Genomic DNA, 24,075 nt, shown 5'->3' with positions numbered 1-24,075 from the left:
CAATATAACTTTTCAAAATGTTAATTTGGCAACCAAGCGCTGAACCCCTTGATACTCCTCACTTTTCACCTGCGCTTAATCAAACGTTTGTTTAAATTAAGCTATTTCAATAAAACAGGGTCTTACTGAATATAGTAAGACCCTGTTTGTCATTTTTCCGAGTCAATCAAAAGGATTACTTCCAATTTATTTACCGTGTTCACTGCGAATACACTGTATACGGTATCTGCTTCAAGCTTTGTTCCGGTAAGATCGAGTACTTTCTTTCCATCAGGCGTCCTGATTTCCAAATCGTAGGTTCCAGGATCAACTTCCTTGTAATCAGTGATTCCTTTAAAGGAAGCGCCTGTGAAAAGAGCATCTCCTCCTTTTAGCCCAACATCCACTGTAGGAGCGTCAGGTGAAAGGTGGCCCACACGGACCTTTGCTTTCCCTTCTACAGGTTCTGTGGAATCTTCCGCAATCACCAGTTCAAGGTTGGCAAGCTTGTTCGCAGCAGCAACCGTGTAGGCTTTGCCTGCTTCCACCCCCACCTGTTGCGATAACACAGCCTTGTCCTTTTTCCCTGCTGGGTAGATCTCCACTTTGTACTCGCCTGCTTTAAGTGGGAGGTAATCCGTTGCGTCCTTGAATTCTGCATCTTGCACAACAGCCGTTCCATCGACATACACATCAACAGCAGGGGCATCTGGGGAAGCGTGGACGATTCTTACTTTTGCATCTGTTACTCTGTTCTCTGCTGCTGAGACATCATTGACTACCACAAACATGAGCAAGAAAGCCGTGAGCATAAACATTAATCTTTTCATTATAGTCCTCCTTCAATTTGACGGATGCAAACGAACTTTGCACAATGCTTAGTATGTAGAGAACAAAGGATAATATGTAAAAAATAGCCTTTTTTCAACTGTTTTGTGATATCTCACTCAAAATAAAAACCCAAATCCTCATGAGATTTGGGCTTCCACATGCATTATAAAGTTTCAGATGTTGTTTTTGCTTGAAGGTGAAGCAACAGGTAATCAGGTCCGCCCGCTTTGGAGTCTGTTCCTGACATGTTGAATCCGCCGAATGGCTGGTACCCAACGATTGCGCCTGTGCATCCACGGTTGAAGTATAGGTTCCCAACGTGGAAGTCTTCACGAGCTTTTTCGATTTTTTCACGGTTGTTTGTGATAACCGCACCAGTCAAACCGTATTCTGTGTTGTTGGCAATCTCAAGTGCATGATCGAAATCCTTTGCTTTGGAGAATGCTACAACTGGTCCGAAGATCTCCTCTTGCATTAAGCGGCCTTGTGGATCTACGTCTGCAACGATTGTCGGCTGTACGAAGAATCCTTTGGAGCTGTCTCCTTCTCCACCTGCAAGAATGCGTCCTTCCTCTTTACCGATGCCAACATATTTCATGACTTTATCGAATGCAGCCTGATCGATGACCGGCCCCATGTAGTTGGAGTTGTCAGTAGGATCTCCCACTGTTAATTCTTTTGTTAATTCTACTGCACGGTTCAACACTTGGTCATATACATCTTCCACGATTACCGCACGGGAGCACGCAGAACATTTTTGACCGGAGAATCCGAATGCAGATTTTACGATGGCTTGAGCAGCCAATTCAAGATCGCCTTCGCTGTCTACCACAATCGTATCTTTTCCACCCATTTCAGCGATAACTCGCTTCAACCAGATTTGGCCAGGGTTTACTTTTGAAGCACGCTCATAGATGCGTAGACCTACGTCACGAGATCCTGTGAAGGAAATGAAACGTGTACGAGGGTGGTCAACAAGATAGTCTCCCACTTCCGCACCGCTACCTGGTACGAAGTTAAGAACGCCTGCAGGTAAACCTGCCTCTTCCATCACTTCCACAAATTTAGCCGCTACGATCGGAGTCGTAGATGCAGGTTTCAATAATACAGTGTTACCCGCTACAATCGCTGCTACTGCTGTACCAGCCATGATTGCAAATGGGAAGTTCCAAGGGGAGATGATGACACCTACACCTAGTGGAATATAGTTATAACGGTTATATTCGCCTACGCGGCTTTCCACAGGCATACCGTCTTTTAATTTCAACATTTGACGAGCATAGTACTCAAGGAAATCGATTGCTTCCGCTGTGTCCGCATCCGCCTCATTCCAAGGTTTACCCGCTTCTTTTGTTAATAATGCAGAGAATTCATGCTTGCGACGGCGAATGATTGCAGCCGCACGGAACAGGATGTCCGCTCTTACTTCCGGCTTCACTTTGCGCCAAGTGTTGAACGTTTCATCGGCAGCCTGCATTGCCTTTTCCGCCAACTCACGATCAGCTTTTGACACACGACCAATAACTTCCTCTTTATTAGCAGGGTTCACGGATACGATTTTATCTTCCGTCGTAACACGCTCTCCTCCAATTACCAGGTCATAATCTTGTCCTAAGTAGGAGTTTACTAGCTTTAAGCCTTCTAGATAGGCCTGCTTGTTCTCCTCATTAGTGAAATCTGTAAATGGTTCATGTTTGTAAGGTAATACCATTACATTCGCCTCCTTTGCATTCTAAAGCGCTTGCACACATTTCTCATTCTACCCTATACTTACGGGTCTTTCAAATATTGTTTAATGGAAAATCTGAGGGGGCGATTTTCTCTTACTTTACTCGGCTAGTGAAGGCTTATATTTAGTAAACTCCGTTAAACACCGCTGTTGATTTCCGCACTAGGCTTCGCTTTCCGCGGGGCGCTTGCGGAGCCTCCTCGGCTTCGCCTGTGGGGTCTCCACTAACCGCTACCTCCCGCAGGAGTCTTCGCCTATTGCTCCAATCAACAGCTGGAGAACTTGAAGATCAACACTATCCTCCTAACACAGCCATTTAGAAAAGAATAGTAGTTTGTAAAAAGCATTGAATTGTTGTTACTTTACCAGAAGACACAATAAAAACCCGCCATTCATAGCGGGTTTTCTCTTTTAATAAATATGAACAAACGGCTCATCTGCACCCGCATCTCTGACGATGAGGGCTTCCTCGCCATTGATGGAAGTGATGGAAACTTGTAGATTAATATAGTTCGGGAAGTGCTCCATGACAAGTCCTGTTACATATTGGGTAAACCCAATCAACTCTGATTTCCCGTAGAAATCCATGTTGATTTCAATATTCAGCTGCTGCAGTTCCTGATCACGGTAGTACCCTTTTGCAATGACACCTGTATGATTTGGAAAATAATCATCGATATCGAGCTTGAAGTTATCAAACCGGACTGCATCGTCACGGTACTTTTCTGTTGCATCCTTTGATGGGAAGAGGTGATATTCCTCATTCAATTCTTCCCAATTGCTTACAGATCCTTCTCCTGAAGGGATGTTCGCTTTTGCAATGAAGTGGCCGGGAACAATGGATGTTGCAGGGCTTTGCTTGAATAGGCCGACTACAATCGGTACATTGCCGAGCCCGTCTATTTTACGCATTCGGCGGACAACCTCTTCGGCGATTTCTTTTCCGGCCTTTTCGAGCTCATCGTCATCAATTGCATATTCCCTTGGAAAGCCTCCTTCAGCAACTGTCAAGTTGTAATAATGCACGGAGTTCAGGGCAATGCCCACGGATACTCCTCCAAGTTCTACGGTGCCGTCGTCTTTGCGCACCAGATAGTTCTGTTCCATGATATGAGCCAGATAGATCGGGCTTTTTTTATTCGTTTCTTCTGTGGTCTTCCCTTTTACAAATACAGGGTTAAGTCCATTATTAGGGGTTTTATAATTTTTATCAGCCGCTTTCTTTTCCTCAAGTTGAGCATCAGTCAGTTTACGGGCCAGCCATTGGCTCACCGTCGTGCGATCGATATACTGCCCTTCCTGATACAGATACTTATCGGAAGGGAACGGCTCTTGAGATAGACGCATGAGACCTGTTTCAAACTGCTCGACGTCCACTCTGCTATTTAGGCGTGCCACTACCTGTCCACGAGTCTGTCCCGCTTTGAAGGGAAGTATCGTCTGGTAGTAGTCGTCTGATATTTTGTATCTTGGAACAATCGCCTTTTCCATGGTTTCCTGTTCGCCTGGATCTTGAATCACTTCTTCTTTCTCAAAGCCGGGAACACAGCCCGTTGCTGCGAGAGAAACAACAAGGAGAATCGCCAAAAACCTATTCACCTTACAACACCTCTTATGATTGTATTTCTTCAAGCATTTGCGCCTCGTTCCATACTTCAATGCCCAGTTCGTTCGCCTTTGCCAGCTTCGAACCCGCATCTTCCCCTGCAATGACGAGGTGTGTATTTTTGCTTACACTGCCTGTCACCTTACCGCCGAGCTGCTCAATGGCCGCCTTGGCATCGTTACGGGACATCTCCTCAAGCTTACCTGTCAGGACGATGGTTTTTCCGGCAAAATAGGAATCAACATCTTCCGCACTAACCTTCTTAGGACCTTTGTATTCCATATTGACACCGGCACTTTTCAGTTCCTGCATCAATTCCATTGCTTCCGGCTGCTCGAAATATGCCACAATGGAATCCGCCATTTTATCGCCAATCTCATGAATCGCAGTCAGCTCTTCTTTTGTAAGAGACGCGATTCGATCCATATGATCAAATTCCTGCGCCAACGTTTTCGCCGCCTTGGCTCCAACCAGACGGATTCCAAGACCGAATAGAAGGCGCTCCAGGGAGTTTTCCTTCGTCTTTTCGATCGCGGAGATCAGATTGTCTGCGGATTTTTCACCCATTCGCTCGAGTCCAAGAAGCTGTTCTTTTGTCAGCTTATATATGTCTGCAACATCTTCAATCAAATTTTCTCGGAACAGCTGGGCAATCACCTTTTCGCCGAGTCCATCGATATTCATGGCATTTCGTGAAACAAAGTGGATCAATCCTTCCCGGATCTGCGCCGGACATTTCGGGTTGATGCAGCGAAGTGCCACTTCCCCTTCAAGGCGGACCAATTCACTTTCACATTCAGGGCAATGCGTCGGCATGTGAAAGTCCTTTTCTTCCCCGGTGCGTTTTTCCACAAGGACGTTCACTACTTCAGGGATGATATCTCCCGCTTTTTTTACAATAACATAATCGCCAAGCTTTATGTCCTTTTCGCGGATCAGATCCTCATTATGTAAGGACGCACGCCCAACGGTCGTACCCGCTACACGGACAGGCTCAAGGATCGCAGTCGGCGTGACGACGCCCGTTCTCCCGATATTCAATTCGATATCGAGCAGCTTTGTCGCGACTTCTTCTGCCGGAAACTTGTATGCAATGGCCCAGCGGGGGCTTTTCGCCGTGAATCCGAGCTGTTCCTGCTGCTCCGTTTCATCGACCTTGATGACAATTCCATCTATATCATACGACAAGTCTGGGCGTTTTGTGTGCCAAGCTGTGACATATTCGATCACTTCTTCTATGGATGCGCATTTTTTTCGCTCTTTGTTCGTTTTGAATCCGACCTTCTCCAAGTAATTCAAGGCTTCGCTATGAGATTCGATGCCTGTCTCCCCGGCATCAGCCAAGCTGTATACATACACATCAAGGTTGCGCTGTGCAGCAATTTTCGGATCCAATTGGCGCAGGGAACCGGCTGCTGCGTTGCGAGGGTTTGCAAAAGGCTCCTCTTCGCGTTCAAGCTTTGCCTCGTTCAGCTTTTCAAACGATCTTTTGGGCATAAAAGCTTCCCCGCGTACTTCGATGGATACGGGATCCTTCAGGCGCAAAGGAATGGAACGGATCGTCTTCAGGTTCATCGTGATGTCTTCCCCTGTAGTACCATCCCCACGGGTCGCACCTTGGACAAACACCCCATCCTCATAGCGGAGGGACACGGCCAACCCATCTATTTTCAACTCACAGACATAAGTGACCTCATCGCCGACTCCCTGTCTGACACGGCGATCGAAATCGCGCAGGTCGTCCTCGTTAAAGGCGTTTCCAAGGCTGAGCATCGGTGTGCGATGCTCGACCTTGTTGAACATTTCCAAAATGTTCCCGCCCACACGCTGTGATGGGGAATCCTGAGTCTGCAGCTCAGGAAAATCCTTTTCCAGTGTAAGAAGCTCATGCAAAAGGGAATCATATTCGGCGTCAGAAACCGATGGCTTGTCCAGTACATGATACTCATAGTTGTATCTATTCAAAATATCATGAAGCTCCAGAACCCGCTTTTCTGCTTTATCTCTTTCCATGCTTGTCGCCCTTTCTTTTCTAAACTTTCGTAACTGGTGCGAATTTCGCTAACAGCCTTTTGACACCGGTCGGACTTGGGAATGCGATATCAAGCTCCTTGTTGTCGCCTTCTCCTTTTACACTTACAACAGTACCGATTCCCCACTTTTTGTGCTCCGCCTTGTCTCCAACACCCCAATCGAGGCTTTCGCCGCCTGTTGCTTGGAGGCCACGGTTGACAGCAGAGGACGTCGCACGTCGCTGTGCCGGGGCGGATGGAGAGCCGCCGAATGGAGAGCGAGTGTTTCCGAATGGAGTCGGCCTTGATGCCGCTCTTGTTTCCTGTTTTGCATAGTTCTCTATAAGTTCTTCCGGAATTTCCTTGATGAAACGGGAAGGAGGATTCATGTTGGTACGTCCAAACAATGTTCTCATCTGGGCGCTTGTGATGAACAATTCCTGTTCCGCACGTGTAATCCCTACATAAGCAAGGCGACGTTCCTCTTCCATCTCCATTTCTTCAAAAAGGGAGCGGCTGTGAGGGAAGACGCCTTCCTCAAGGCCGATCAGGAATACAACCGGGAACTCCAGGCCTTTTGCAGCATGCAGGGTCATCAGGATGACGGACTCCTGCTGCGCTTCATCCTCTTCATCCAATTTATCGATATCCGCTACAAGCGCAAGATCCGTCAAGAATGCAAGCAGGCTCTTATCATCGTATTTTTCCTCGAAGTTCTTGGTAACGGAAAGAAACTCGTCGATATTCTCGAGACGGCTCTGGGACTCGATCGTCTTGTCGGCTTTCAGCATTTCTCTGTAGCCTGATTTGTCCAATATTTCCTCTACGAGCTCCGTTACGGAGATATATTCCTGCATTTGCACATAGTTGTTGATCAATGCATGGAATTCTTTTAAAGCAGCCGTTGCACGTCCACTTACCCCGATCAGGTCGATCTCCGCCAATGCCTGGAAAAGGGAGATGTCATGCAGTGCAGCGTAATGTGCCACTTTATCAATGGTCGTAGCGCCGATGCCGCGTTTCGGGACATTGACGATACGGGCAAGGCTGATATCGTCATCAGGGTTTGCAATCAGGCGCAAGTAGGCAAGAATGTCCTTGATCTCTTTTCGGTCGTAGAATTTTGTGCCGCCTACGATGGAGTAGTTGATGTTGGACATCAACAGCATTTCCTCCATCACACGGGACTGGGCGTTCGTACGGTACAGGATCGCAAAGTCGGAAAGCTTTCGTTTCGGGTCCTTTTGAAGGATCTCCCTCATCTTCCCTACCACAAATTGCGCCTCTGATTTCTCTGAATCGGCCTGGTAGTAAAGAATCTTCTGGCCTTCCATATTTTCCGTCCAGAGATTTTTTTTCTTTCTGCCGATGTTATTTTCAATCACGCGGTTTGCCGCTTCAAGGATACGTTTCGTGGAGCGGTAGTTCTGCTCCAACAATACAACCTCGGCATTCGGGTAGTCTTTTTCAAAAGAAAGGATATTCGCGATATCCGCCCCGCGCCAGCGATAGATGGACTGATCGGAATCCCCTACTACGCATAGGTTTTTCAGTCGGTCCGCAAGCAGCTTTACCAAAGTATATTGGGCACGGTTCGTATCCTGGTACTCATCCACGTGGATATACTGGAACTTGCGCTGATAGTACTCCAATACTTCCGGTACGCGCTTGAACAGATGAATCGTCGTCATGATGAGATCATCAAAATCGAGCGCCTGGTTTTTCTTGAGACGCTTCTGGTAGTCTGTGTAGACCTCCCCGATCTTCTGTTCATATGGGCCCATCGGCTGCTTCGCATATTCCTCAGGTGTCATCAGTTCGTTCTTCGCTGAACTGATGGTACCGAGAATGGTACGCGGTTCAAATTTCTTCGGATCGATGTTTCGGTCCTTCAGGATATTTTTTATCACGGAAAGCTGGTCGGTTGTATCGAGAATCGTAAAATTACGGTTCATCCCGATGCGGTCGATGTCACGTCTCAGGATACGCACACACATGGAGTGGAACGTAGAAATCCAGATATCCTCCGCAGCCGGTCCAAGCAATACCTGCACACGCTCTTTCATCTCGCGGGCCGCTTTGTTCGTAAACGTGATCGCAAGGATATTCCACGGGGCCACTTCCTTTTCCGCCATGAGGTATGCGATACGATGTGTCAGTACCTTCGTCTTCCCACTGCCCGCTCCTGCCATGATCAACAGGGGACCATCCGTTTTCTTTACCGCTTCCTGCTGCATCGGGTTCAACCCTTCGAGCAGTCTTTGACTTAAATATTGCATGTTTTCCCACCGCCTATACAAACATATGTTCTTATTTTTATTCTACTAGATTTTATTGGAAATGTCTCTTATTTATTTTTAACGGCCGCTACTGTTTTCAAGGCCTCTGATAGATTGTCATATACGATATTTCCTACCACGACAGTATCTGCGAATTGCGCCATTTCCGCTGCACGCTCTTTTGATGTGATCCCGCCGCCATAAAATAATTGTGTGGTTTCCAGCGTTTTTTTCGCGGCTTGAACCATTTCCACGTCACCATATGTCCCACTATATTCTAAGTAAAAGATAGGGAGATTAAACATTTTCTCGGCGAGCCTCGCATAGGCAATGACGTCCTCTTCTGTCAGGTCCGTTTTAGCCTCGGTCAATTGCGCTGCCTTGCAGTCCGCATTCAAGATGCAATAGCCCTCTGCGACAATTTCCTCCCAGCTCATGATATCCCCATATTCCTTGAGCGCCTCGATATGCAGGTCCACGACCCAATCGGTTTTACGGCTGTTCAATACGGTAGGGATGAAATAAAAGTCAAAGCCCGGAGTGACCGATTCAATGTTGGACACCTCAAGCACACACGGCAACGAATATCTGCGAACCCTGCTCATCAGGTGCAGGACATTGTCCAATGTCACACCGTCCGTTCCGCCAACCAAAATAGCATCCGTCCCGGATTCGCACACATGCTCCAAATCTTCATCCGTTATCTCTTTATTAGGATCTAATTTAAAAACGTGCTGCCATTCACGTATTTCCTGTAACACTGCAAACGTCCCCCATTCTAATTTTCCATTTGTCTATTATAACAAAATCAGAGCGAATACGAAAAAGATGTAGGCAGAATGTTTTCTGGAAGATGCGACCTATTTTAGGGTTAGTGTGGTGTTGTTTGTGCTCGCTGTATTTTCCGTTATATGGAAAGTAGACAGATTAAGTGTGATTCTGGACCGATTAGCCTGGAAAGTGGACAGATTGCTGCACGTTTCCGCTTGATTAATGGGGAAAGAGGACAGATTATGGTCCATTTCGGACAGATTACCCCGTACCCCTCTTCAGCAGGACACTCAAATAAGCGGCCAAAAGTATTAAAATTACATTACAAAGGCTATCCACAACATAATAATGGGTATATCCATTACAACAACGTGAAATTAGAAAGAACTAATCATTTTCCAGCAGCTTTTTTCAAACCTTTTTCAAAAGGAGGTGTCCTAAATGCCTGTATGGCTTTGGTTCGTGATTGGATTTGCCATTCTGTTAGCGTTCGGTGCGATGGTGGATTATATGGGAAAAAGAAAGCGGAGCACAGACCCAGCAAGTGTGCAAGAAGGCGTCGACCGGGTAAAAACGAAGCAGGAGACTTTTTATCGATAGGGCAAAACCGGGGATAAGGACCACTGTACCTGTCCCCATGGCAAAAAAAGCGACCCCTCGCATTGCGCGGGGCCGCCTTCTATATGTAGAGAGAAACTTACTCTCCAACTTCTTCCTTCTTCTCCGCATGAACACGGTCCAATGCCATTTCGTACGCATCGTTTCCGTAGTTCAGGCAGCGCTTCACACGGGAGATTGTCGCTGTGCTTGCACCTGTTTCCGTTTCGATTTTATGGTACGTAAAGCCTTCCTTCAGCATTCTTGCCACTTCCAGTCGCTGAGCTAAGGATTGGATTTCGTTTACCGTACAGAGGTCATCAAAAAATCGATAGCACTCTTCCAGATCTTTCAGCGAGAGGACCGCTTCAAATAACTGATCCAGCTCTTTTCCTCTTAATTTATTAATTTGCATATGTTATTCTCCTTTTCTAATAGCTCACGATAGTTAAATCTGGAACGATCTGTATCCACGTTTTCCCGGGTGTGAACGGTACGGGACTTCCATTCAGGTATGGAAGGATTCGTCCTTCATCCTCTTTCCATTCCACTTCGCTTCGGACACCGTTCTGAATGAGGATTGCCCGTCCTCCGGAAGTGATATCTATTTCTCTGCGGCCGGCATCGTCCACAATCTGGTGGTAAGATTCTACAATGAAAATATTATGGGCCACGATCTCTTCTGATGTGTCGAGGTCGATGTTTTTCTCCCCGCCACTTGAGCGTACATAGTGGTTTTCATTTTCCTCATAGCTGTATTCCACATGGGTAGCCGCTCTTTTGGAATAGGATATTTTCACGTAACCTGTTTCATCTCCTGCTGGTATATCCTCTTTTTTGTGAAAGGATAGCGCAGGTACAGCTTGCTCCAAGGAGTAGCCGAGCCTGTCCGAACCTTTTTCTATATTATCATACGTAATATAGGAATTGTGAGGGGCTACCCGGAAGCTTGCCCGCTTGAAGAGCGTCCCGTCATAGGACAATCCGTTGATTCCGTCCACTTCCCCCGCTTCGATTTTCTCGCGGGCTACCGGGCTCCAGCCATGGAACACGAATATCGGATCATAGCCTTTTGCCAAGTCGATAAAATAGGACCGGGCACTTCTTACAGGTCCAATGGAATCGGGTGGCACTTGACTTTGGAAAATTGCGAGTAACCGGGTGATATCGCCTTCAGCCAATACCTCGTAGACAATATCCGCTTTATGCAGCCCCGATTGTGGTCTTGCTTTCACATCATTATTTATGACAACCGCAAAAGGTCTTTTGTCTGTAGCTGTTTCTCCTGGTGTGCCTGTAAGTGGGAAGATTTCTTCTACTTCATCTTCTTCCTCTTCTTGTTGTTGTCCGTTTTCTGTTTCTTGGGAAGGATTTTCTCCCACTGGACTTTCACCTGCATTAGGACTTGATCCATTGGTATTACATCCTATTAAAAGGATTGTCATCAAGGCAATCAATAGCATTATTTTTCTATTTAACATCTACTTACGCACAACCTTTATCTTTGCTCAAGTTACTTTTATATTTTAACGCATTATTGACGGAAAGAGTACCGTTTTATTCATCACATCGTATATTCCTCTAGGAGTTATCCTGATATAAGGAAGATGTGTGGATGACAGGAATAGCAAGGTGTAGATCGGATCGTTGAAGCCGTACCCTCTCGCAAATAGATGATTGCGAAGCGCGGTCTCCTGCTCTATCAGGTCCTCAAGTGGCTCCTTGGACATTCCCCCGCCGATCGGTAATGGAATATCGCACACCACCTGCTCATCCTCCACAAGCACCATGCCTCCGCCGATCGCCTTCATATGCTGGAAGGCCTTCATCATATCATCTTTTCTTTTGCCGATCAGGACAATGTCACCCGTATTCGAGTAGGAGCTTGCAAATCCCTGAACATGTGAGCCGAAGCCTTTGATGATGGTGTTAACGCGCCAGTTGCCCGCACGGTCGATCAGCATCAGGAATGACTGGTCATGCTTCTCCGATAAGGTGTCGCCCGAAACATCACATGTAATGGAGTAAGGCTTGATGATCACTTCATTCATCATTTCCATTCCAAGCGCCATCGAAAACTGCAGGTCATCAATTGTCAGGTCCCAATCAAGCTTCAATGGCTCCAAGCCTGCTTTCTCCCAGTTCATTGCAGGGAATGCATCTTGTATAGGCTCTCTGTCTTTTTTGATCCACTGACCTTTGGAAAGAACGGAGGCAGGAACCGGATTTCCCATATCCGCCAGGAAGTTGATGTTGGCAATACGGCCAGGAGCAATGCTTCCATGGAGATCCTCCATCTGAAAATGCTTTGCCACGTTAAAAGACGCCATTCGGTACGCCTCTATTTCAGGAACCCCTTTATCGAGCGCAATCGCAAGCGTACGATCAATGACACCGTTTTCATAAAATCTTGGCGTGGAGCCGTCCGTTGTGAAGAAAGTCTGGTCATAATAATGGATGCCCGATTTCTCCAGCTCCTCCAGCATGACAGGAAGGTCCGGTCGTATGGACGAGTAGCGCAGCGCTGCAGTATAGCCTTGCTTGATGCGCTTTTCCACATCGGCGCCAGTCATTGCCTCATGGTCGCTGTCGATGCCAAGCAGCTTCATTTTTGTCAGCGTCTTTTCTGAAGCTCCAGGAAAATGACCCTCCACAGGCTTGTTCCTTACCTTCGCCTCCTGGACCCAGTGAAGAAGCAAATCGTCCCCAGCCATCAGCTTCGGCCAGGCCGTCAGCTCTCCCCCTTGCAGAACAGAAGGGTGATTGAGCCATTCCTTCATCGCAGGTGTTGAAAAAATGGCGTCCTCTTGCTGGATTTCCGTCTGTGCGTCAAAGCGGCACCACCAATACATCGTGGCAGCGGTTTTGTTCATCTCTTCAATAAAAGAAAACGCTTTCTTTTTTGTCAATTGTAAAATAAGCATCAAATTATCATTCACAAAAGTGGTTGTGCCTGATTTGGATGCATATTGGGCAAATGAAAGGGGATTATATAATTGAAATGGATGCACATGCGGCTCAATATAGCCTGGCACAAGGTACTGATTGGTGCAGTCCACCACTTCTGTCTGCTCTGTGTTTTCGGGCATATTGTCCCCGACATAGATGATGCGATCCTCGTAAATCCAAATAGTCGCCTGCAACCAGGCCTTAAGGTGAACATTCAGGTAGGTGGCATTGGTCAGAATGATGCTAGGCGCCTTCTTTCCGTCCACTACTGCTACATGTTCTCTCAGCTTTTTACTTTTCCATCTATATTTCTGTTCGTGCACAATTATCACCTACTTTGGTTCATTAGTAAAATGGTCTTTTACTGACCATTTATTATCGTGATATAACCTCTTTTTACCATGGTACCATATCACAGTCTTTACCGCATTAACGATTTTGGAAATTTTTCGAAATCTTTTAAGTAGAAGTTCATGCTGACAAAAAACAGGAGGAGATTTTTATGAAACCGAATATCGGAATAATCAACGCGTTGATCCGTCTGACAGCAGGATTTACCATTCTTGCATGGATTATCAGCAAAATGGTGAGAAAGCCACATCGTGATTCCTACATACTTGTTGCCCTGCTAGCAGCCATGAAAATCGGGGAAGGCATTTTGAAGTATTGCCCAATAACGGACCTGTTTGAGCGCTATCAAGGGAATCGCGGCCACAAGGATGATGACTTTGACTTCGGAGGTGGAGACGAATCCGGAACCGACCACAAGCAAGAAAGCAGCACCAACAAAGACTTCAAAAAAACAGCAAGTGAATTCGACCTGGACTTTGACGACCTTCGCCAACAGCTAGAAGGCGACGGCGATGGCGATGGCACTGGTGCAAGCTCCTATAATCCATCATAAGACATCCTTAGGGTAAAAAAGAGAAAAAAATTTCCTTTGGGGGCCAGACCCCCAAAGGAATTTCATTCTTCTTGTCGAACCTAACATAGTTTATGCTTTTTCATTCCATTTCCCCATTAAAGGAGGCTGGTCCGTATGTTCTTGGAGTACTTGACTGATATGTCGTTTGTGTTGGCTTCGGTAATCGGTGGCATTGTTGCGATTCTGTTTGTGTTTGTCAAACGGAAGAAACGCCGGCCGCAATAGCTTTGTAGGCAATATCCTTTCGGTAGAAGAGGTTGTCGCTCTTCACCTTGCTGAGCTCTGCGTATACTTTTTGCTGAGCGGACACCAACGATGGATCCTTTGCTGCCACAAGCAGTACCCTACCGCCTTTTGTAACAAGGGTCCCTGCCGCACCCCTTGCTGTGCCCGCGTGAAAGACCATCGCCCCGTTTACCTCATCAAGCCCTTCGATCAGCCCACCATTCTCATAGGCTTCCGGGTATCCTTTGGAAGCTGACACGACACCGACAACAGCTTCATCGGACCAAACCAGCTCCAAATCCTCCTGCTTGAGGACCTTCATGAACACTTCGCCCAAATCGGACTCCAGCCGCGGCAATACCACTTGTGTTTCCGGATCGCCGAATCGCGCATTGAATTCGATCACTTTCGGGCCTTTCTTTGTCAGGATCAAGCCTGCATACAATATCCCCACAAATGGTGTCCCTTCACTGACCATTGCTTCAGCTGCAGGAATCAGAATCGTTTCCAACGCCTCGTCCACGATCTCTTTCGGGATATGGGGGACTGGTGAATAGGCACCCATTCCACCGGTATTCGGTCCCTGGTCCCCATCAAACGCGCGCTTATGGTCCTGCGCAATGACCATCGGATATACCTTTTTGCCATTCACAAAAGCCATGAACGAAAACTCTTCGCCTGCAAGGAATTCCTCGACCACCACTTTGCTTGAAGCTTCCCCGAATTTCGAATCGGCCATCATTTCACGGATCGCTTCAAGTGCTTCCTCATCCGTCATGGCAACGACGACCCCTTTACCTGCCGCCAATCCGTCCGCCTTCAGCACGATCGGTGCTCCCTTGCTTTCTATATAAACTCTTGCATCCTCATACGAATCAAATGCCTCATAGCCTGCTGTCGGAATGCCGTACTTTTTCATCAGGTCTTTAGCAAAGCTTTTGCTCCCTTCGATCAGAGCCGCGGCTTTGCTTGGTCCGAAAATTTGCAGCCCCGCTTCCTGAAACGCATCGACAATCCCATTCAATAAGGGAACTTCCGGGCCGACGACTGTGAGATCGACCGCTTTTTCCTTTGCAAAAGAGATCAGGGCGGACGTATCCGTTTCATCGATTGGTACATTTGTGCCAAGGCCTTCCATTCCAACATTACCTGGTGCGATAAATATTTCTGTTACGGATGGGCTTTGTGAAAGCTTCCAGACAATTGCGTGCTCTCTTCCACCTTTTCCAACTACCAATACTCTCATTGAAACTCCTCCAGTCGTAAAAAGTAATCTAGGATCAATGCTTAAAATGACGTACTCCTGTAAACACCATCGCGATTCCGTATTCGTCGGCTTTTTTGATGCTGTCCTCGTCACGGATGGAGCCTCCTGGTTGGATAATGGCTGTTATGCCTGCTTTTGCTGCGGCTTCGACGGTGTCATCCATCGGGAAGAATGCGTCAGATCCCAGTGCTGACCCAACCGCTTTTTCTCCGGCCTGTTCCATGGCGATCTTTGCTGCGCCGACACGGTTCATCTGTCCTGCGCCGACACCTACCGTCTGGTTCCCTTTTGCAAGGACAATGGCATTGGACTTCACATGCTTCACCACTTTCCAGGCAAGCTTGAGGTCCTCCCATTCCTTTTCTGTCGGCTCGCGCTTTGTCGGTACGGTAATATTCGCTTCATCAAGACCCGCATAGTCCTCTTCCTGCACAAGCAATCCGCCGCGGATGGATGCGTAACGAGTCGCAGTGCCACCAATCTCGCCCATCTCGAGTGTCATCAGTCGAAGGTTCTTCTTCTGTTTCAGCACCGCCAATGCATCGTCTGCGAAGGATGGAGCCACAATGATTTCAAGGAACAACTCATGTAAAAGCTCTGCCGTCTCTTTGTCCACTTCCGTATTGAATGCGACAATGCCACCGAAGATGGAAACCGGATCCGCTTCGTATGCACGTTGATAGGCTTCAAGCGCAGTTGCCCCGACACCCACTCCACAAGGGTTCATGTGCTTGACTGCAACAACTGCCGGTTCGGTGAATTCTTTCACGATTTGAATCGCAGTGTCCGCGTCATTGATGTTGTTGTAGGATAATTCCTTCCCATGCAGCTGGGTTGCAGCAGCAATTGAGAATTTGGAAGCCAGTGGCGCTTCATAGAATGCCGCTTTCTGATGCGGGTTCTCTCCGTAGCGCAAGTCCTGTTTCTTTTCAAACGTAACGGTCAGGGATTCAGGGTGTGCTTCTTCCACCGCTTCCGTCAGATAGCCGGCAATCATGGCGTCATAAGCTGCTGTATGGCGGAAAACCTTTGCCGCTAGACGACGGCGTGTTTCTGCTGTCGTTTTGCCGGATTCCCTGATTTCGTTCAGGACTCCTTCATAATCGGCCGGGTCTACCATCACCGTTACATCCTGATGGTTTTTTGCCGAAGCTCTCAGCATTGTAGGGCCGCCGATATCGATGTTTTCAATCGCATCCTCAAAGGTTGTGCCCTCTTTGGAGATCGTCTCCTTGAATGGATAGAGGTTAACCACAACAAGATCAATCGGAGTGATGCCATGTTCGGAAAGCTGCTGCTGGTGGCTTGCGTCCTCTCTTCTCGCCAAAAGTCCCCCATGTATCATCGGGTGAAGCGTTTTGACACGACCATCCAGAATTTCCGGAAAGCCTGTAACTGCGGAAATCCCCGTTACCTGGACCCCATTTTCCTCCAGAATTGATTTTGTTCCGCCTGTAGAGATAACCTCCACACCTAATTCAACAAGTTGCTGTACAAATGGTACGATTCCTGCTTTATTCGAAACACTGACTATTGCTCTCATAGGGTGATTTTCTCTCCTTTATTTAAGGGCTGTTTTCGCATACACTTTCGTATACAATTATAGCCCGTAATATTACTCGTCTTCTTGCTCTTTTCCAATTTGGAATATTGGTTACCCAATAAACTTGACGTATTTAATGCAGTAAAAAAATCCAAAAGCCGATTTTTTACGGACAAAAGCAACAAACTTTAAGAAAAGAGCTTATTTGATAAAAGTTGGTGTAATGTCTTAGGATAAAAAATATGCTCTATTGTCTGTATCTTCTTTTGTAAGGTTTCTCTTGTCTCATCATCAGCCACCTCAATCGGAACCTGGGCAATGATTGGTCCTGTGTCCATGCCTTCATCCACAAAATGAATGGTGATTCCAGTAATCTTCACCCCGTATTCAAACGCCTGCCCGATTGCATCCAGTCCTGGAAAAGCCGGAAGAAGCGAAGGGTGAATGTTCACAATACGGCCCTTAAATGCTGAAAGCAGGGTTGGTCCGATCAGCCTCATATAGCCGGCAAGGACGATGAAATCTATACTGTTCGCCAGAAGCTGCTCTAAAACTGCATTTTCATATGCTGCCTTGTTCGGATACTCTTTTGGAACAAACGACACTGCCTGAATGCCTGCACGTTCCGCTCTCTCGATCGCATACGCCCCAGGCTTATCGCAGATTAATAGAGCCGGCTCTGCATCAAGCAGACCTTCCTGGCATGCATCCACGATCGCCTGGAAATTGGAGCCGCTCCCTGATGCAAAAATGGCGATTCGTTTCATCGGATTTCTCCCCCGCCAAAGGTAATGCCCTCTCCTTCTTTTACACGGCCGATGAGGTAGGCTTTTTCTCCATTAGCCTCTAAGATCTGGACCACTTCCGGTAAAATCTCTTCATTCACCGCAAGCACCATGCCGATTCCCATATTGAAAATATTGAACATCTCCGTGCGGTTCAATTCTCCCACTTCCTGCAGAAGGTCGAATATCGGCGGGATCGGCCATGTGCCATAATCGATTTCCGCCTGCAGCCCTTCTGGGAGCATGCGCGGGACATTTTCAATAAAGCCGCCGCCGGTAATGTGCGCCATGCCGTTGATATCATATTTTTTCAGCACTTCGAGAATCGGTTTTACATAAATTTTTGTCGGTGTTAAAAGCTCTTCTCCAAGCGTGCGGTTAAGTCCTTCATACTTTTGGTTCAAATCCAACTGGCCTTTTTCAAAGACAATTTTGCGCACCAGCGAATAGCCGTTGCTGTGGATTCCGCTTGACGAAAGGCCAATCAGCACATTGCCCGGTTTGATATTTTCACCTGTGATGAGACGTTCTTTGTCTACAACGCCAACCGTAAAGCCGGCCAAGTCGTATTCCTGCTCATCATACATGCCAGGCATTTCCGCCGTCTCCCCGCCAACAAGTGCACAGCCTGCCTGCTCGCAGCCATCGGCTATCCCTTTTACGATCATTTCGATTCTTTCGGGATCTGCCTTCCCGCATGCAATATAGTCCAGAAAATATAAAGGCTCCGCGCCTTGGACCACTACATCGTTGACACACATCGCAACTGCATCCAATCCTATTGTGTCATGTTTATCCAGATGAAAGGCAAGCATCAGCTTCGTTCCCACACCGTCTGTCCCTGATACGAGCACCGGGTTCTTCACGTTCACTGCGGATAGGTCAAAAAGGCCGCCAAATCCTCCGAGACCTCCCAAACATTCTGGTCTCATCGTTCTTGCCACATGCTTTTTCATGCGTGACACCGCTTCGTAGCCTGCTTCTATATCTACACCTGCTTGCTTGTATGCATTTGCCATATGTGTCTCCCTTCCGTGGAAAAAAGTATCTTTATTTTGTTGGTTATTGTGCAATTTACCGTTGTTCATTGCAATATTCGGTGATTTCCCTTACTTTTATCAGGCAATTAATCCGGTTCATACCATAATTAATCCGCATACCCCGATAATTAATCCGGGACTCCGCATAATTAATCCGATAACTCTATTATTTAATCCGCTCGCCAAAAATCGACCCCACTCGACACCACACCAATAGAAAAGCGACGAATCTCCCCGCCGCCTTTTTTAAAAAATCAGCACTTCTCATGCGGCAATACCGTATCAGGGAAAATCTCGGTCGGATATTTGCCTGTAAAACATGCCATGCACGCTCCGCCTGTTTCGCCTTCAAATGGTCTCGCGATCGCTTCCACCATGCCGTTTGGAGTCAAAAACGAAAGGGTATCCGCGCCGATCAGCTCTCTCATTTCCTCGATGGAATGGGACGAGGCGATCAACTCTTCATGGGTGGAGGTGTCGATGCCGTAGAAGCACGGGTTCTTGATCGGCGGTGAGCTGATCCGGACGTGGACCTCTGTTGCTCCCGCTTCCCGAAGCATGCGGACGATACGCTTGCTTGTTGTCCCACGAACAATGGAATCATCGACCATGACGACACGCTTGCCCTCGACCACTCCGCGTACCGGGGAAAGCTTCATCTTCACACCCTGCTCACGAAGAGACTGGGATGGCTGGATGAAGGTCCGGCCTACATATCTATTTTTGATCAGGCCAAGCTCATACGGTATGCCGGAAAACTCTGCATAGCCGATCGCCGCTGAAATACTGGAATCCGGTACACCAGTCACGACATCCGCCTCGATCGGTGCTTCCATTGCCAGCTGCTTACCAAGGCTTTTACGTGCTGTATGAACGTTGATGCCATCGATATTGCTGTCAGGTCTGGAAAAATAGATGTATTCCATGCTGCACATCGCACGCTGTGTATGCATCGTGAAGCGCTCTGAATGTAGGCCGCCGTTATCGATGATCAACAATTCGCCTGGCTCGATGTCACGGATGAAAGTCGCTCCCACCACATCAAAAGCACAGGTTTCGGATGCGACCACATACGCATCATTCAATTTTCCGAGTGACAATGGGCGCAATCCATTCGGATCCAGCGCCACCATCATCTCCGTTTCCGTCATGATCAGGAATGCATATGCACCCTTCAGCATGGAAAGGGCATTTTTCACCCGATCCTTCAAAAGGGTATAGCCGCTGCGCTTGATCAGATGTGCCAGCACTTCGGTGTCGGACGTTGTCTGTAAAATGCTGCCCATGCTTTCAAGTTGATGCTTCAATGCGTTGGCATTCACCAGGTTTCCGTTATGCGCCAAAGCTAGACTGCCAGTTTGCGAGTGGAACAATAGCGGCTGAACGTTCTCGTAGCCGCCGCCACCTGCCGTTGCATAGCGGACATGACCGATTGCCGCTTTGCCGTGCAGGTCATTCATTTTTCCATTTCCGAACACTTCGTTCACAAGGCCTTCCCCTTTTACCGCCGACAACTTCTCCCCATCCGTTGTCACAATTCCTGCTCCCTCTTGGCCACGGTGCTGCAAGCTATGCAGCCCGTAATAGGTGATTTGGGAGGCTTCGGGATGTCCCCAGATCCCGAACACCCCACACTCTTCATTTAAGCCTTTTAGTTCAGCAAGCATGGAATTGCTCCTTTCCAAGCACTTCTCATATCATCTACTAAAAGATGAACTGCAACCTCACGGGATTTCGTTTCGATATGAAGCGTGTTCGTTGCAGTCACTTCCCCGATACATTTCGCCTTTACCATCTGTTCGAACTTCTCTTTGTTTTCCGGTTTCACACTTAGGACAAAACGTGATTGCGTTTCGCTGAATAAGACTGAAGTCAGCTCGCCTTCGACTGTCACTCTTGCTCCCAGGCCTTTTGCACCCATCGCACTTTCAGCCAACGCTACACCAAGTCCGCCCTCTGAGATATCATGAGCAGATGCCACAAGCCCAGCACGGATTGCAGCCAGCACTTGCCCTTGACGGAATGCTTCCACTTTAAGATCGATCGCAGGCGCTTTTCCGAAAATCTTGCCATAGGTCATTTTCTGCAGCTCACTGCCGCCAAAGTCCGCTCCGGTTTCTCCGATCACATAGATCAGATCGCCTGCAGCTTTGAATTCCTGCGTCGTGATATGTGAAAGGTCATCGATCAACCCGACCATTCCTACAACAGGGGTCGGATACACCGCTACACCGTTTGTTTCATTATATAAAGACACGTTTCCGCCGATTACCGGTGCTTCAAGTGTTCTGCACGCCTCGCTCATGCCGTCTGTCGCTTTCTCGATCTGCCAGAAAATCTCCGGCTTTTCCGGATTCCCGAAATTCAGACAGTCCGTGATAGCCAAAGGCTTCGCGCCAGAGCAGACGACATTACGAGCCGCTTCCGCCACCGCGATTTTCCCACCCACTTCAGGATCCAGATAGAGATAGCGGGAGTTGCAGTCCGTTGTCATTGCGAGCGCTTTTTCTGTTCCACGGATGCGGACAACCGCAGCGTCGGAGCCAGGTACTACGACTGTATTCGTGCGGACTTGATAATCATACTGGTCATAGACCCATTCCTTGCTTGCGATGGTAGGCTGCTGCAATAGGGCAAGAAGCGTATCCTCGTGGCTATCCACTGCCGGTACGTCCGCTTCCATCTCCTGAAACTCTTTGTAGTAAAGCGGTTCAACAGAAGGCTTGTGATAGACAGGAGCTTCCTCTGCTAGTGCATCCACCGGAACATCTGCGATTACCTCGCCTTTATGAATCAGGCGAAGCATTTTATCATCTGTCACTTTTCCAATTGATACTGCTTCTAAGCCGTATTTCGCTACAATCTCCTGTGCCTCATGCTCACGGCCCACTTCCACGACGATCAGCATGCGCTCCTGGGATTCGGAAAGCATCATTTCATAGCCTGTCATGCCTGTTTCACGCTGTGGTACGAGGTCAAGATTCATTTCGATCCCGGAACCCGCTTTGGATGCCATCTCTGCTGAAGAGCTTGTCAAACCTGCAGCTCCCATGTCCTGGATACCGACCAAGCCGTCCCACTTTACTATCTCGAGGCATGCTTCAAGTAAAAGCTTCTCCATGAACGGATCGCCCACTTGAACAGCCGGACGCTTCTCCTCGGAAGCATCTGATAGCTCCTCGGAAGCGAAAGTTGCACCGTGGATGCCGTCACGTCCTGTTTTTGCCCCTACATACATGACCGTATTGCCGACGCCCTTCGCCTGCCCTTTTTTGATATCCTCGTGGTTAATCAATCCGACACACATTGCATTCACTAGTGGATTGCCATCATAGGAAGGATCGAACTGGATTTCCCCACCAACAGTCGGGATTCCGACACAGTTGCCGTAGCCCGCGATTCCTGCCACTACTTCTTCAAACAAATATTTCACACGTGGAGATGTCAGCTCTCCGAATCGAAGCGAGTTTAATAGCGCGATCGGACGTGCTCCCATCGAGAAGACGTCACGGATGATCCCACCCACTCCTGTTGCCGCCCCCTGGTAAGGTTCAATGGCGGAAGGGTGGTTATGGCTCTCAATCTTGAAAACTACCGCCTGATTGTCACCGATGTCCACGATACCCGCACCCTCACCAGGACCCTGCAATACCTTTGGCCCTTCCGTTGGGAACTTGCGCAGAACCGGCTTCGAGTTCTTGTAGCTGCAGTGCTCCGACCACATTACAGAGAAAAGTCCTGTCTCCGTATAGTTCGGCAGGCGCCCAAGAATCTTTTCTACCATTAAAAACTCTTCATCACTGAGGCCCATTTCTTTATAAATGCCCTCTTGCTTGATCATCTCTGGATTTGGTTCAAGAAGTAACGACATGTGATTCCCTCCAATTGCGAACAATAGATTTAAAGAGTTTTAACCCATCATCACTGCCTAAAAGACTGGAAACCGCTCTTTCAGGATGTGGCATCATACCGAGTACATTGCCCTTTTCATTTACAATACCTGCGATATCCTGTAAACTACCATTTGGATTATCACCATAATAGGAAAAAGCAATTTGCCCATTGCGCCTTAATTTCCCCAAGGTTATTTCATCACAATAATAGTTTCCTTCCCCATGTGCGATGGGGATGGTGATAATCTCACCTTTATCGTAGCTTGATGTAAAAAGCGTTTCATTGTTTTCGACCTTCAACCTGACAGGTCGGCACATGAACTTCAAGTTCTGATTTCTTCTCATTGCCCCTGGAAGAAGACCTGACTCCAGTAAAATCTGAAACCCATTGCATACCCCTAAAATCGGCTTTCCTGCTTCTGCCGCCTTTTGCACCTCAAGCATTACATTGGAAAAACGTGCGATGGCGCCGGAGCGAAGGTAATCCCCATACGAGAATCCGCCCGGAAGCAAGATCCCGTCAAACTCCTCAAGGTTCGTGGCATCATGCCATACGTATTCCACTTCTTCGCCTAGTTCGTCCTTGATTGCATGATACATATCTACATCACAGTTGGAGCCCGGAAACACGATGACTGCAAATTTCACGATCCCACTACCTCCTCCACCTCATAGCGGTAGTCTTCAATCACGGTATTGGCCAGTAATCTTTCACACATCTCTTTTACAAGAACATCAAGGTCACGGTCTGTTTTCTCAATCGTCAGCTCGAGGAACTTCCCGATGCGCACTTCCACCACCTCTTTGTAGGAAAGACTATGAAGCGAATTTTTAACAGCTGTTCCCTGCGGATCTAGTACACTCTCTCTTAACGTTACAAATACCTTCACTTTATACATGCTGCTCTCCTCCGATACGCGCTAGAATTTTTTCATATGCATCTGTCAAACTTCCTAAGTTCCTGCGGAAAACATCCTTATCCAATTTCTCGTTCGTTTCTTTATCCCAAAGGCGGCATGTGTCAGGCGAAACCTCATCAGCCAGGATGATCTTGCCGTCTGCCGTTTTGCCGAATTCAAGCTTAAAATCGATGAGGTTCAGGCCCCTTTTTACAAAAAATTCCGATAATAGAGCGTTGACCTTCTGCGCTAGATGCTTTAGCACATCCACTTCAGCAGGTGTGGCAAGCTTCAGGAGCCTAATGTGATCTTCCGTAATCAGCGGGTCTCCCAGGCTGTCATCCTTATAGTAGAATTCCACTATCGGCTGCTCCAATGGGATGCCTTCGTCGATGCCAAGGCGCTTCGCCATGCTGCCTGCAGTCACGTTGCGGACGACCACTTCCAAGGGAATGATGCTTACCTTCTGGACGAGTTGCTCGGTTTCGGACTTCTTTTCGATAAAGTGATTTTCGATGCCGGCTTCGTGAAGCATGGAAAATAGTAAACTTGTAATCTCGTTATTTAAACGGCCTTTGCCATCGATTGTTGCCTTTTTTTCCCCGTTAAAAGCGGTTGCAGAATTCTTGTACTCAATCCAGACAACGTTCTCATCTGTTGTTGCATACACCTTTTTCGCTTTGCCCTCGTACATAAGGTCTGCTTTTTGCATTGGGGTTGCCTCCTTTAGATGTGGAAGATAATT

Annotated in this window: 21 protein-coding genes; 3 read left to right on the top strand and 18 right to left on the bottom strand. The window is 47.7% G+C overall.

The window, feature by feature from the left end; translation table 11 throughout:
- Nucleotides 1-149: 149 nt before the first annotated feature.
- The 6 genes from ACFVAD_RS21280 to pcrB form a co-directional block, all read right to left on the bottom strand.
- The gene (locus ACFVAD_RS21280; RefSeq protein WP_386644943.1) at nt 150-809 is read right to left on the bottom strand and encodes a DUF4397 domain-containing protein; all 660 of its coding nucleotides are present in this window, start codon (nt 807-809) and stop codon (nt 150-152) included.
- Nucleotides 810-973: 164 nt separating this feature from the next.
- Nucleotides 974-2,521, bottom strand: coding sequence for an L-glutamate gamma-semialdehyde dehydrogenase (gene pruA, locus ACFVAD_RS21275; RefSeq protein ID WP_386644940.1), 1,548 nt, complete (start codon nt 2,519-2,521; stop codon nt 974-976).
- Between the two features lie 429 nt (nt 2,522-2,950).
- The gene (locus tag ACFVAD_RS21270) at nt 2,951-4,138 is read right to left on the bottom strand and encodes a CamS family sex pheromone protein (RefSeq protein WP_386644937.1); all 1,188 of its coding nucleotides are present in this window, start codon (nt 4,136-4,138) and stop codon (nt 2,951-2,953) included.
- 13 nt (nt 4,139-4,151) lie between these two features.
- Nucleotides 4,152-6,158, bottom strand: coding sequence for an NAD-dependent DNA ligase LigA (ligA, locus tag ACFVAD_RS21265; protein WP_386644934.1), 2,007 nt, complete (start codon nt 6,156-6,158; stop codon nt 4,152-4,154).
- A gap of 19 nt (nt 6,159-6,177) precedes the next feature.
- Complete coding sequence (pcrA, locus tag ACFVAD_RS21260; RefSeq protein ID WP_386644931.1) at nt 6,178-8,436, bottom strand: DNA helicase PcrA; 2,259 nt, start codon at nt 8,434-8,436, stop codon at nt 6,178-6,180.
- Nucleotides 8,437-8,504: 68 nt separating this feature from the next.
- The gene (gene pcrB / locus ACFVAD_RS21255; protein WP_386644928.1) at nt 8,505-9,197 is read right to left on the bottom strand and encodes a heptaprenylglyceryl phosphate synthase; all 693 of its coding nucleotides are present in this window, start codon (nt 9,195-9,197) and stop codon (nt 8,505-8,507) included.
- Between the two features lie 451 nt (nt 9,198-9,648).
- On the opposite strand from pcrB, the gene ACFVAD_RS21250 reads away from it, so the two are divergent.
- Nucleotides 9,649-9,807: a hypothetical protein gene (locus ACFVAD_RS21250; RefSeq protein ID WP_386644925.1), complete on the top strand. Its 159-nt coding sequence runs from the start codon at nt 9,649-9,651 to the stop codon at nt 9,805-9,807.
- A 97-nt stretch (nt 9,808-9,904) separates the two neighbouring features.
- On the opposite strand, the gene ACFVAD_RS21245 is transcribed toward ACFVAD_RS21250, so the two are convergent.
- Genes ACFVAD_RS21245 through ACFVAD_RS21235 form a run of 3 tightly spaced genes read right to left on the bottom strand, consistent with a single transcriptional unit; the run spans nt 9,905 to nt 13,076 of the window.
- Entirely contained in the window at nt 9,905-10,219 is a 315-nt protein-coding gene (locus ACFVAD_RS21245) for a YerC/YecD family TrpR-related protein (protein ID WP_386644922.1), read from the bottom strand.
- Nucleotides 10,220-10,235: 16 nt separating this feature from the next.
- Entirely contained in the window at nt 10,236-11,285 is a 1,050-nt protein-coding gene (locus ACFVAD_RS21240; protein ID WP_386644919.1) for a DUF3048 domain-containing protein, read from the bottom strand.
- A 45-nt stretch (nt 11,286-11,330) separates the two neighbouring features.
- Nucleotides 11,331-13,076 (bottom strand): adenine deaminase C-terminal domain-containing protein, encoded by a 1,746-nt coding sequence (locus ACFVAD_RS21235; protein ID WP_386644916.1) that lies wholly within the window; start codon nt 13,074-13,076, stop codon nt 11,331-11,333.
- Between the two features lie 179 nt (nt 13,077-13,255).
- Between ACFVAD_RS21235 and ACFVAD_RS21230 the strand changes: the two genes are divergently transcribed.
- Both ACFVAD_RS21230 and ACFVAD_RS21225 read left to right on the top strand, forming a co-directional pair.
- Complete coding sequence (locus ACFVAD_RS21230; protein ID WP_386644913.1) at nt 13,256-13,657, top strand: YgaP family membrane protein; 402 nt, start codon at nt 13,256-13,258, stop codon at nt 13,655-13,657.
- 135 nt (nt 13,658-13,792) lie between these two features.
- The gene (locus ACFVAD_RS21225) at nt 13,793-13,903 is read left to right on the top strand and encodes an EYxxD motif small membrane protein (RefSeq protein ID WP_386644910.1); all 111 of its coding nucleotides are present in this window, start codon (nt 13,793-13,795) and stop codon (nt 13,901-13,903) included.
- Here the strand turns inward: ACFVAD_RS21225 and purD are convergent.
- The 9 genes from purD to purC form a co-directional block, all read right to left on the bottom strand.
- Entirely contained in the window at nt 13,875-15,149 is a 1,275-nt protein-coding gene (purD, locus tag ACFVAD_RS21220; RefSeq protein ID WP_386644907.1) for a phosphoribosylamine--glycine ligase, read from the bottom strand. The genes ACFVAD_RS21225 and purD overlap by 29 nt on opposite strands.
- A 34-nt stretch (nt 15,150-15,183) precedes the next feature.
- A complete protein-coding gene (gene purH / locus ACFVAD_RS21215) occupies nt 15,184-16,713 on the bottom strand; it encodes a bifunctional phosphoribosylaminoimidazolecarboxamide formyltransferase/IMP cyclohydrolase (RefSeq protein WP_386644904.1) in 1,530 nt (509 codons plus the stop codon).
- Between the two features lie 188 nt (nt 16,714-16,901).
- The gene (gene purN / locus ACFVAD_RS21210) at nt 16,902-17,480 is read right to left on the bottom strand and encodes a phosphoribosylglycinamide formyltransferase (RefSeq protein ID WP_386644901.1); all 579 of its coding nucleotides are present in this window, start codon (nt 17,478-17,480) and stop codon (nt 16,902-16,904) included.
- A complete protein-coding gene (purM, locus tag ACFVAD_RS21205; RefSeq protein ID WP_386644898.1) occupies nt 17,477-18,517 on the bottom strand; it encodes a phosphoribosylformylglycinamidine cyclo-ligase in 1,041 nt (346 codons plus the stop codon). Before purM ends, purN begins: the two co-directional genes overlap by 4 nt.
- 275 nt (nt 18,518-18,792) lie before the next feature.
- A complete protein-coding gene (purF, locus tag ACFVAD_RS21200) occupies nt 18,793-20,205 on the bottom strand; it encodes an amidophosphoribosyltransferase (RefSeq protein WP_386644895.1) in 1,413 nt (470 codons plus the stop codon).
- Nucleotides 20,190-22,409: a phosphoribosylformylglycinamidine synthase subunit PurL gene (gene purL, locus ACFVAD_RS21195; RefSeq protein ID WP_386644892.1), complete on the bottom strand. Its 2,220-nt coding sequence runs from the start codon at nt 22,407-22,409 to the stop codon at nt 20,190-20,192. Before purL ends, purF begins: the two co-directional genes overlap by 16 nt.
- On the bottom strand, nt 22,393-23,079 hold the full coding sequence (gene purQ / locus ACFVAD_RS21190) for a phosphoribosylformylglycinamidine synthase subunit PurQ (RefSeq protein WP_386644889.1): 687 nt from the start codon (nt 23,077-23,079) through the stop codon (nt 22,393-22,395). Before purQ ends, purL begins: the two co-directional genes overlap by 17 nt.
- Entirely contained in the window at nt 23,076-23,330 is a 255-nt protein-coding gene (gene purS / locus ACFVAD_RS21185; RefSeq protein WP_386644886.1) for a phosphoribosylformylglycinamidine synthase subunit PurS, read from the bottom strand. The genes purQ and purS overlap by 4 nt, the downstream gene beginning before the upstream one ends.
- Nucleotides 23,323-24,042, bottom strand: a complete 720-nt coding sequence (gene purC, locus ACFVAD_RS21180) for a phosphoribosylaminoimidazolesuccinocarboxamide synthase (RefSeq protein WP_386644883.1) — start codon at nt 24,040-24,042, stop codon at nt 23,323-23,325. The genes purS and purC overlap by 8 nt, the downstream gene beginning before the upstream one ends.
- Between the last annotated feature and the right edge of the window lie 33 nt (nt 24,043-24,075).

The organism is Sutcliffiella sp. NPDC057660, assembly GCF_042800035.1.
Classification (GTDB): domain Bacteria; phylum Bacillota; class Bacilli; order Bacillales; family Bacillaceae_I; genus Sutcliffiella_A.
The sequence above is the reverse complement of the archived record's forward strand: the minus strand, read 5'-3'. Positions and strand labels throughout refer to the sequence as shown.

Excerpts from the sequence above, each read along its gene's own strand:
- purF (WP_386644895.1), bottom strand. The coding sequence starts at position 20,205 with ATGCTTGCTGAACTAAAAGGCTTAAATGAAGAGTGTGGGGTGTTCGGG.
- purD (WP_386644907.1), bottom strand. The coding sequence starts at position 15,149 with ATGAGAGTATTGGTAGTTGGAAAAGGTGGAAGAGAGCACGCAATTGTC.
- ACFVAD_RS21280 (WP_386644943.1), bottom strand. The coding sequence starts at position 809 with ATGAAAAGATTAATGTTTATGCTCACGGCTTTCTTGCTCATGTTTGTG.
- purS (WP_386644886.1), bottom strand. The coding sequence starts at position 23,330 with ATGTATAAAGTGAAGGTATTTGTAACGTTAAGAGAGAGTGTACTAGAT.
- purN (WP_386644901.1), bottom strand. The coding sequence starts at position 17,480 with ATGAAACGAATCGCCATTTTTGCATCAGGGAGCGGCTCCAATTTCCAG.
- purC (WP_386644883.1), bottom strand. The coding sequence starts at position 24,042 with ATGCAAAAAGCAGACCTTATGTACGAGGGCAAAGCGAAAAAGGTGTAT.
- ACFVAD_RS21245 (WP_386644922.1), bottom strand. The coding sequence starts at position 10,219 with ATGCAAATTAATAAATTAAGAGGAAAAGAGCTGGATCAGTTATTTGAA.
- ACFVAD_RS21225 (WP_386644910.1), top strand. The coding sequence starts at position 13,793 with ATGTTCTTGGAGTACTTGACTGATATGTCGTTTGTGTTGGCTTCGGTA.
- ligA (WP_386644934.1), bottom strand. The coding sequence starts at position 6,158 with ATGGAAAGAGATAAAGCAGAAAAGCGGGTTCTGGAGCTTCATGATATT.
- purM (WP_386644898.1), bottom strand. The coding sequence starts at position 18,517 with ATGGCAAATGCATACAAGCAAGCAGGTGTAGATATAGAAGCAGGCTAC.
- ACFVAD_RS21230 (WP_386644913.1), top strand. The coding sequence starts at position 13,256 with ATGAAACCGAATATCGGAATAATCAACGCGTTGATCCGTCTGACAGCA.
- ACFVAD_RS21250 (WP_386644925.1), top strand. The coding sequence starts at position 9,649 with ATGCCTGTATGGCTTTGGTTCGTGATTGGATTTGCCATTCTGTTAGCG.
- purH (WP_386644904.1), bottom strand. The coding sequence starts at position 16,713 with ATGAGAGCAATAGTCAGTGTTTCGAATAAAGCAGGAATCGTACCATTT.
- ACFVAD_RS21240 (WP_386644919.1), bottom strand. The coding sequence starts at position 11,285 with ATGTTAAATAGAAAAATAATGCTATTGATTGCCTTGATGACAATCCTT.
- pruA (WP_386644940.1), bottom strand. The coding sequence starts at position 2,521 with ATGGTATTACCTTACAAACATGAACCATTTACAGATTTCACTAATGAG.
- purL (WP_386644892.1), bottom strand. The coding sequence starts at position 22,409 with ATGTCGTTACTTCTTGAACCAAATCCAGAGATGATCAAGCAAGAGGGC.
- pcrA (WP_386644931.1), bottom strand. The coding sequence starts at position 8,436 with ATGCAATATTTAAGTCAAAGACTGCTCGAAGGGTTGAACCCGATGCAG.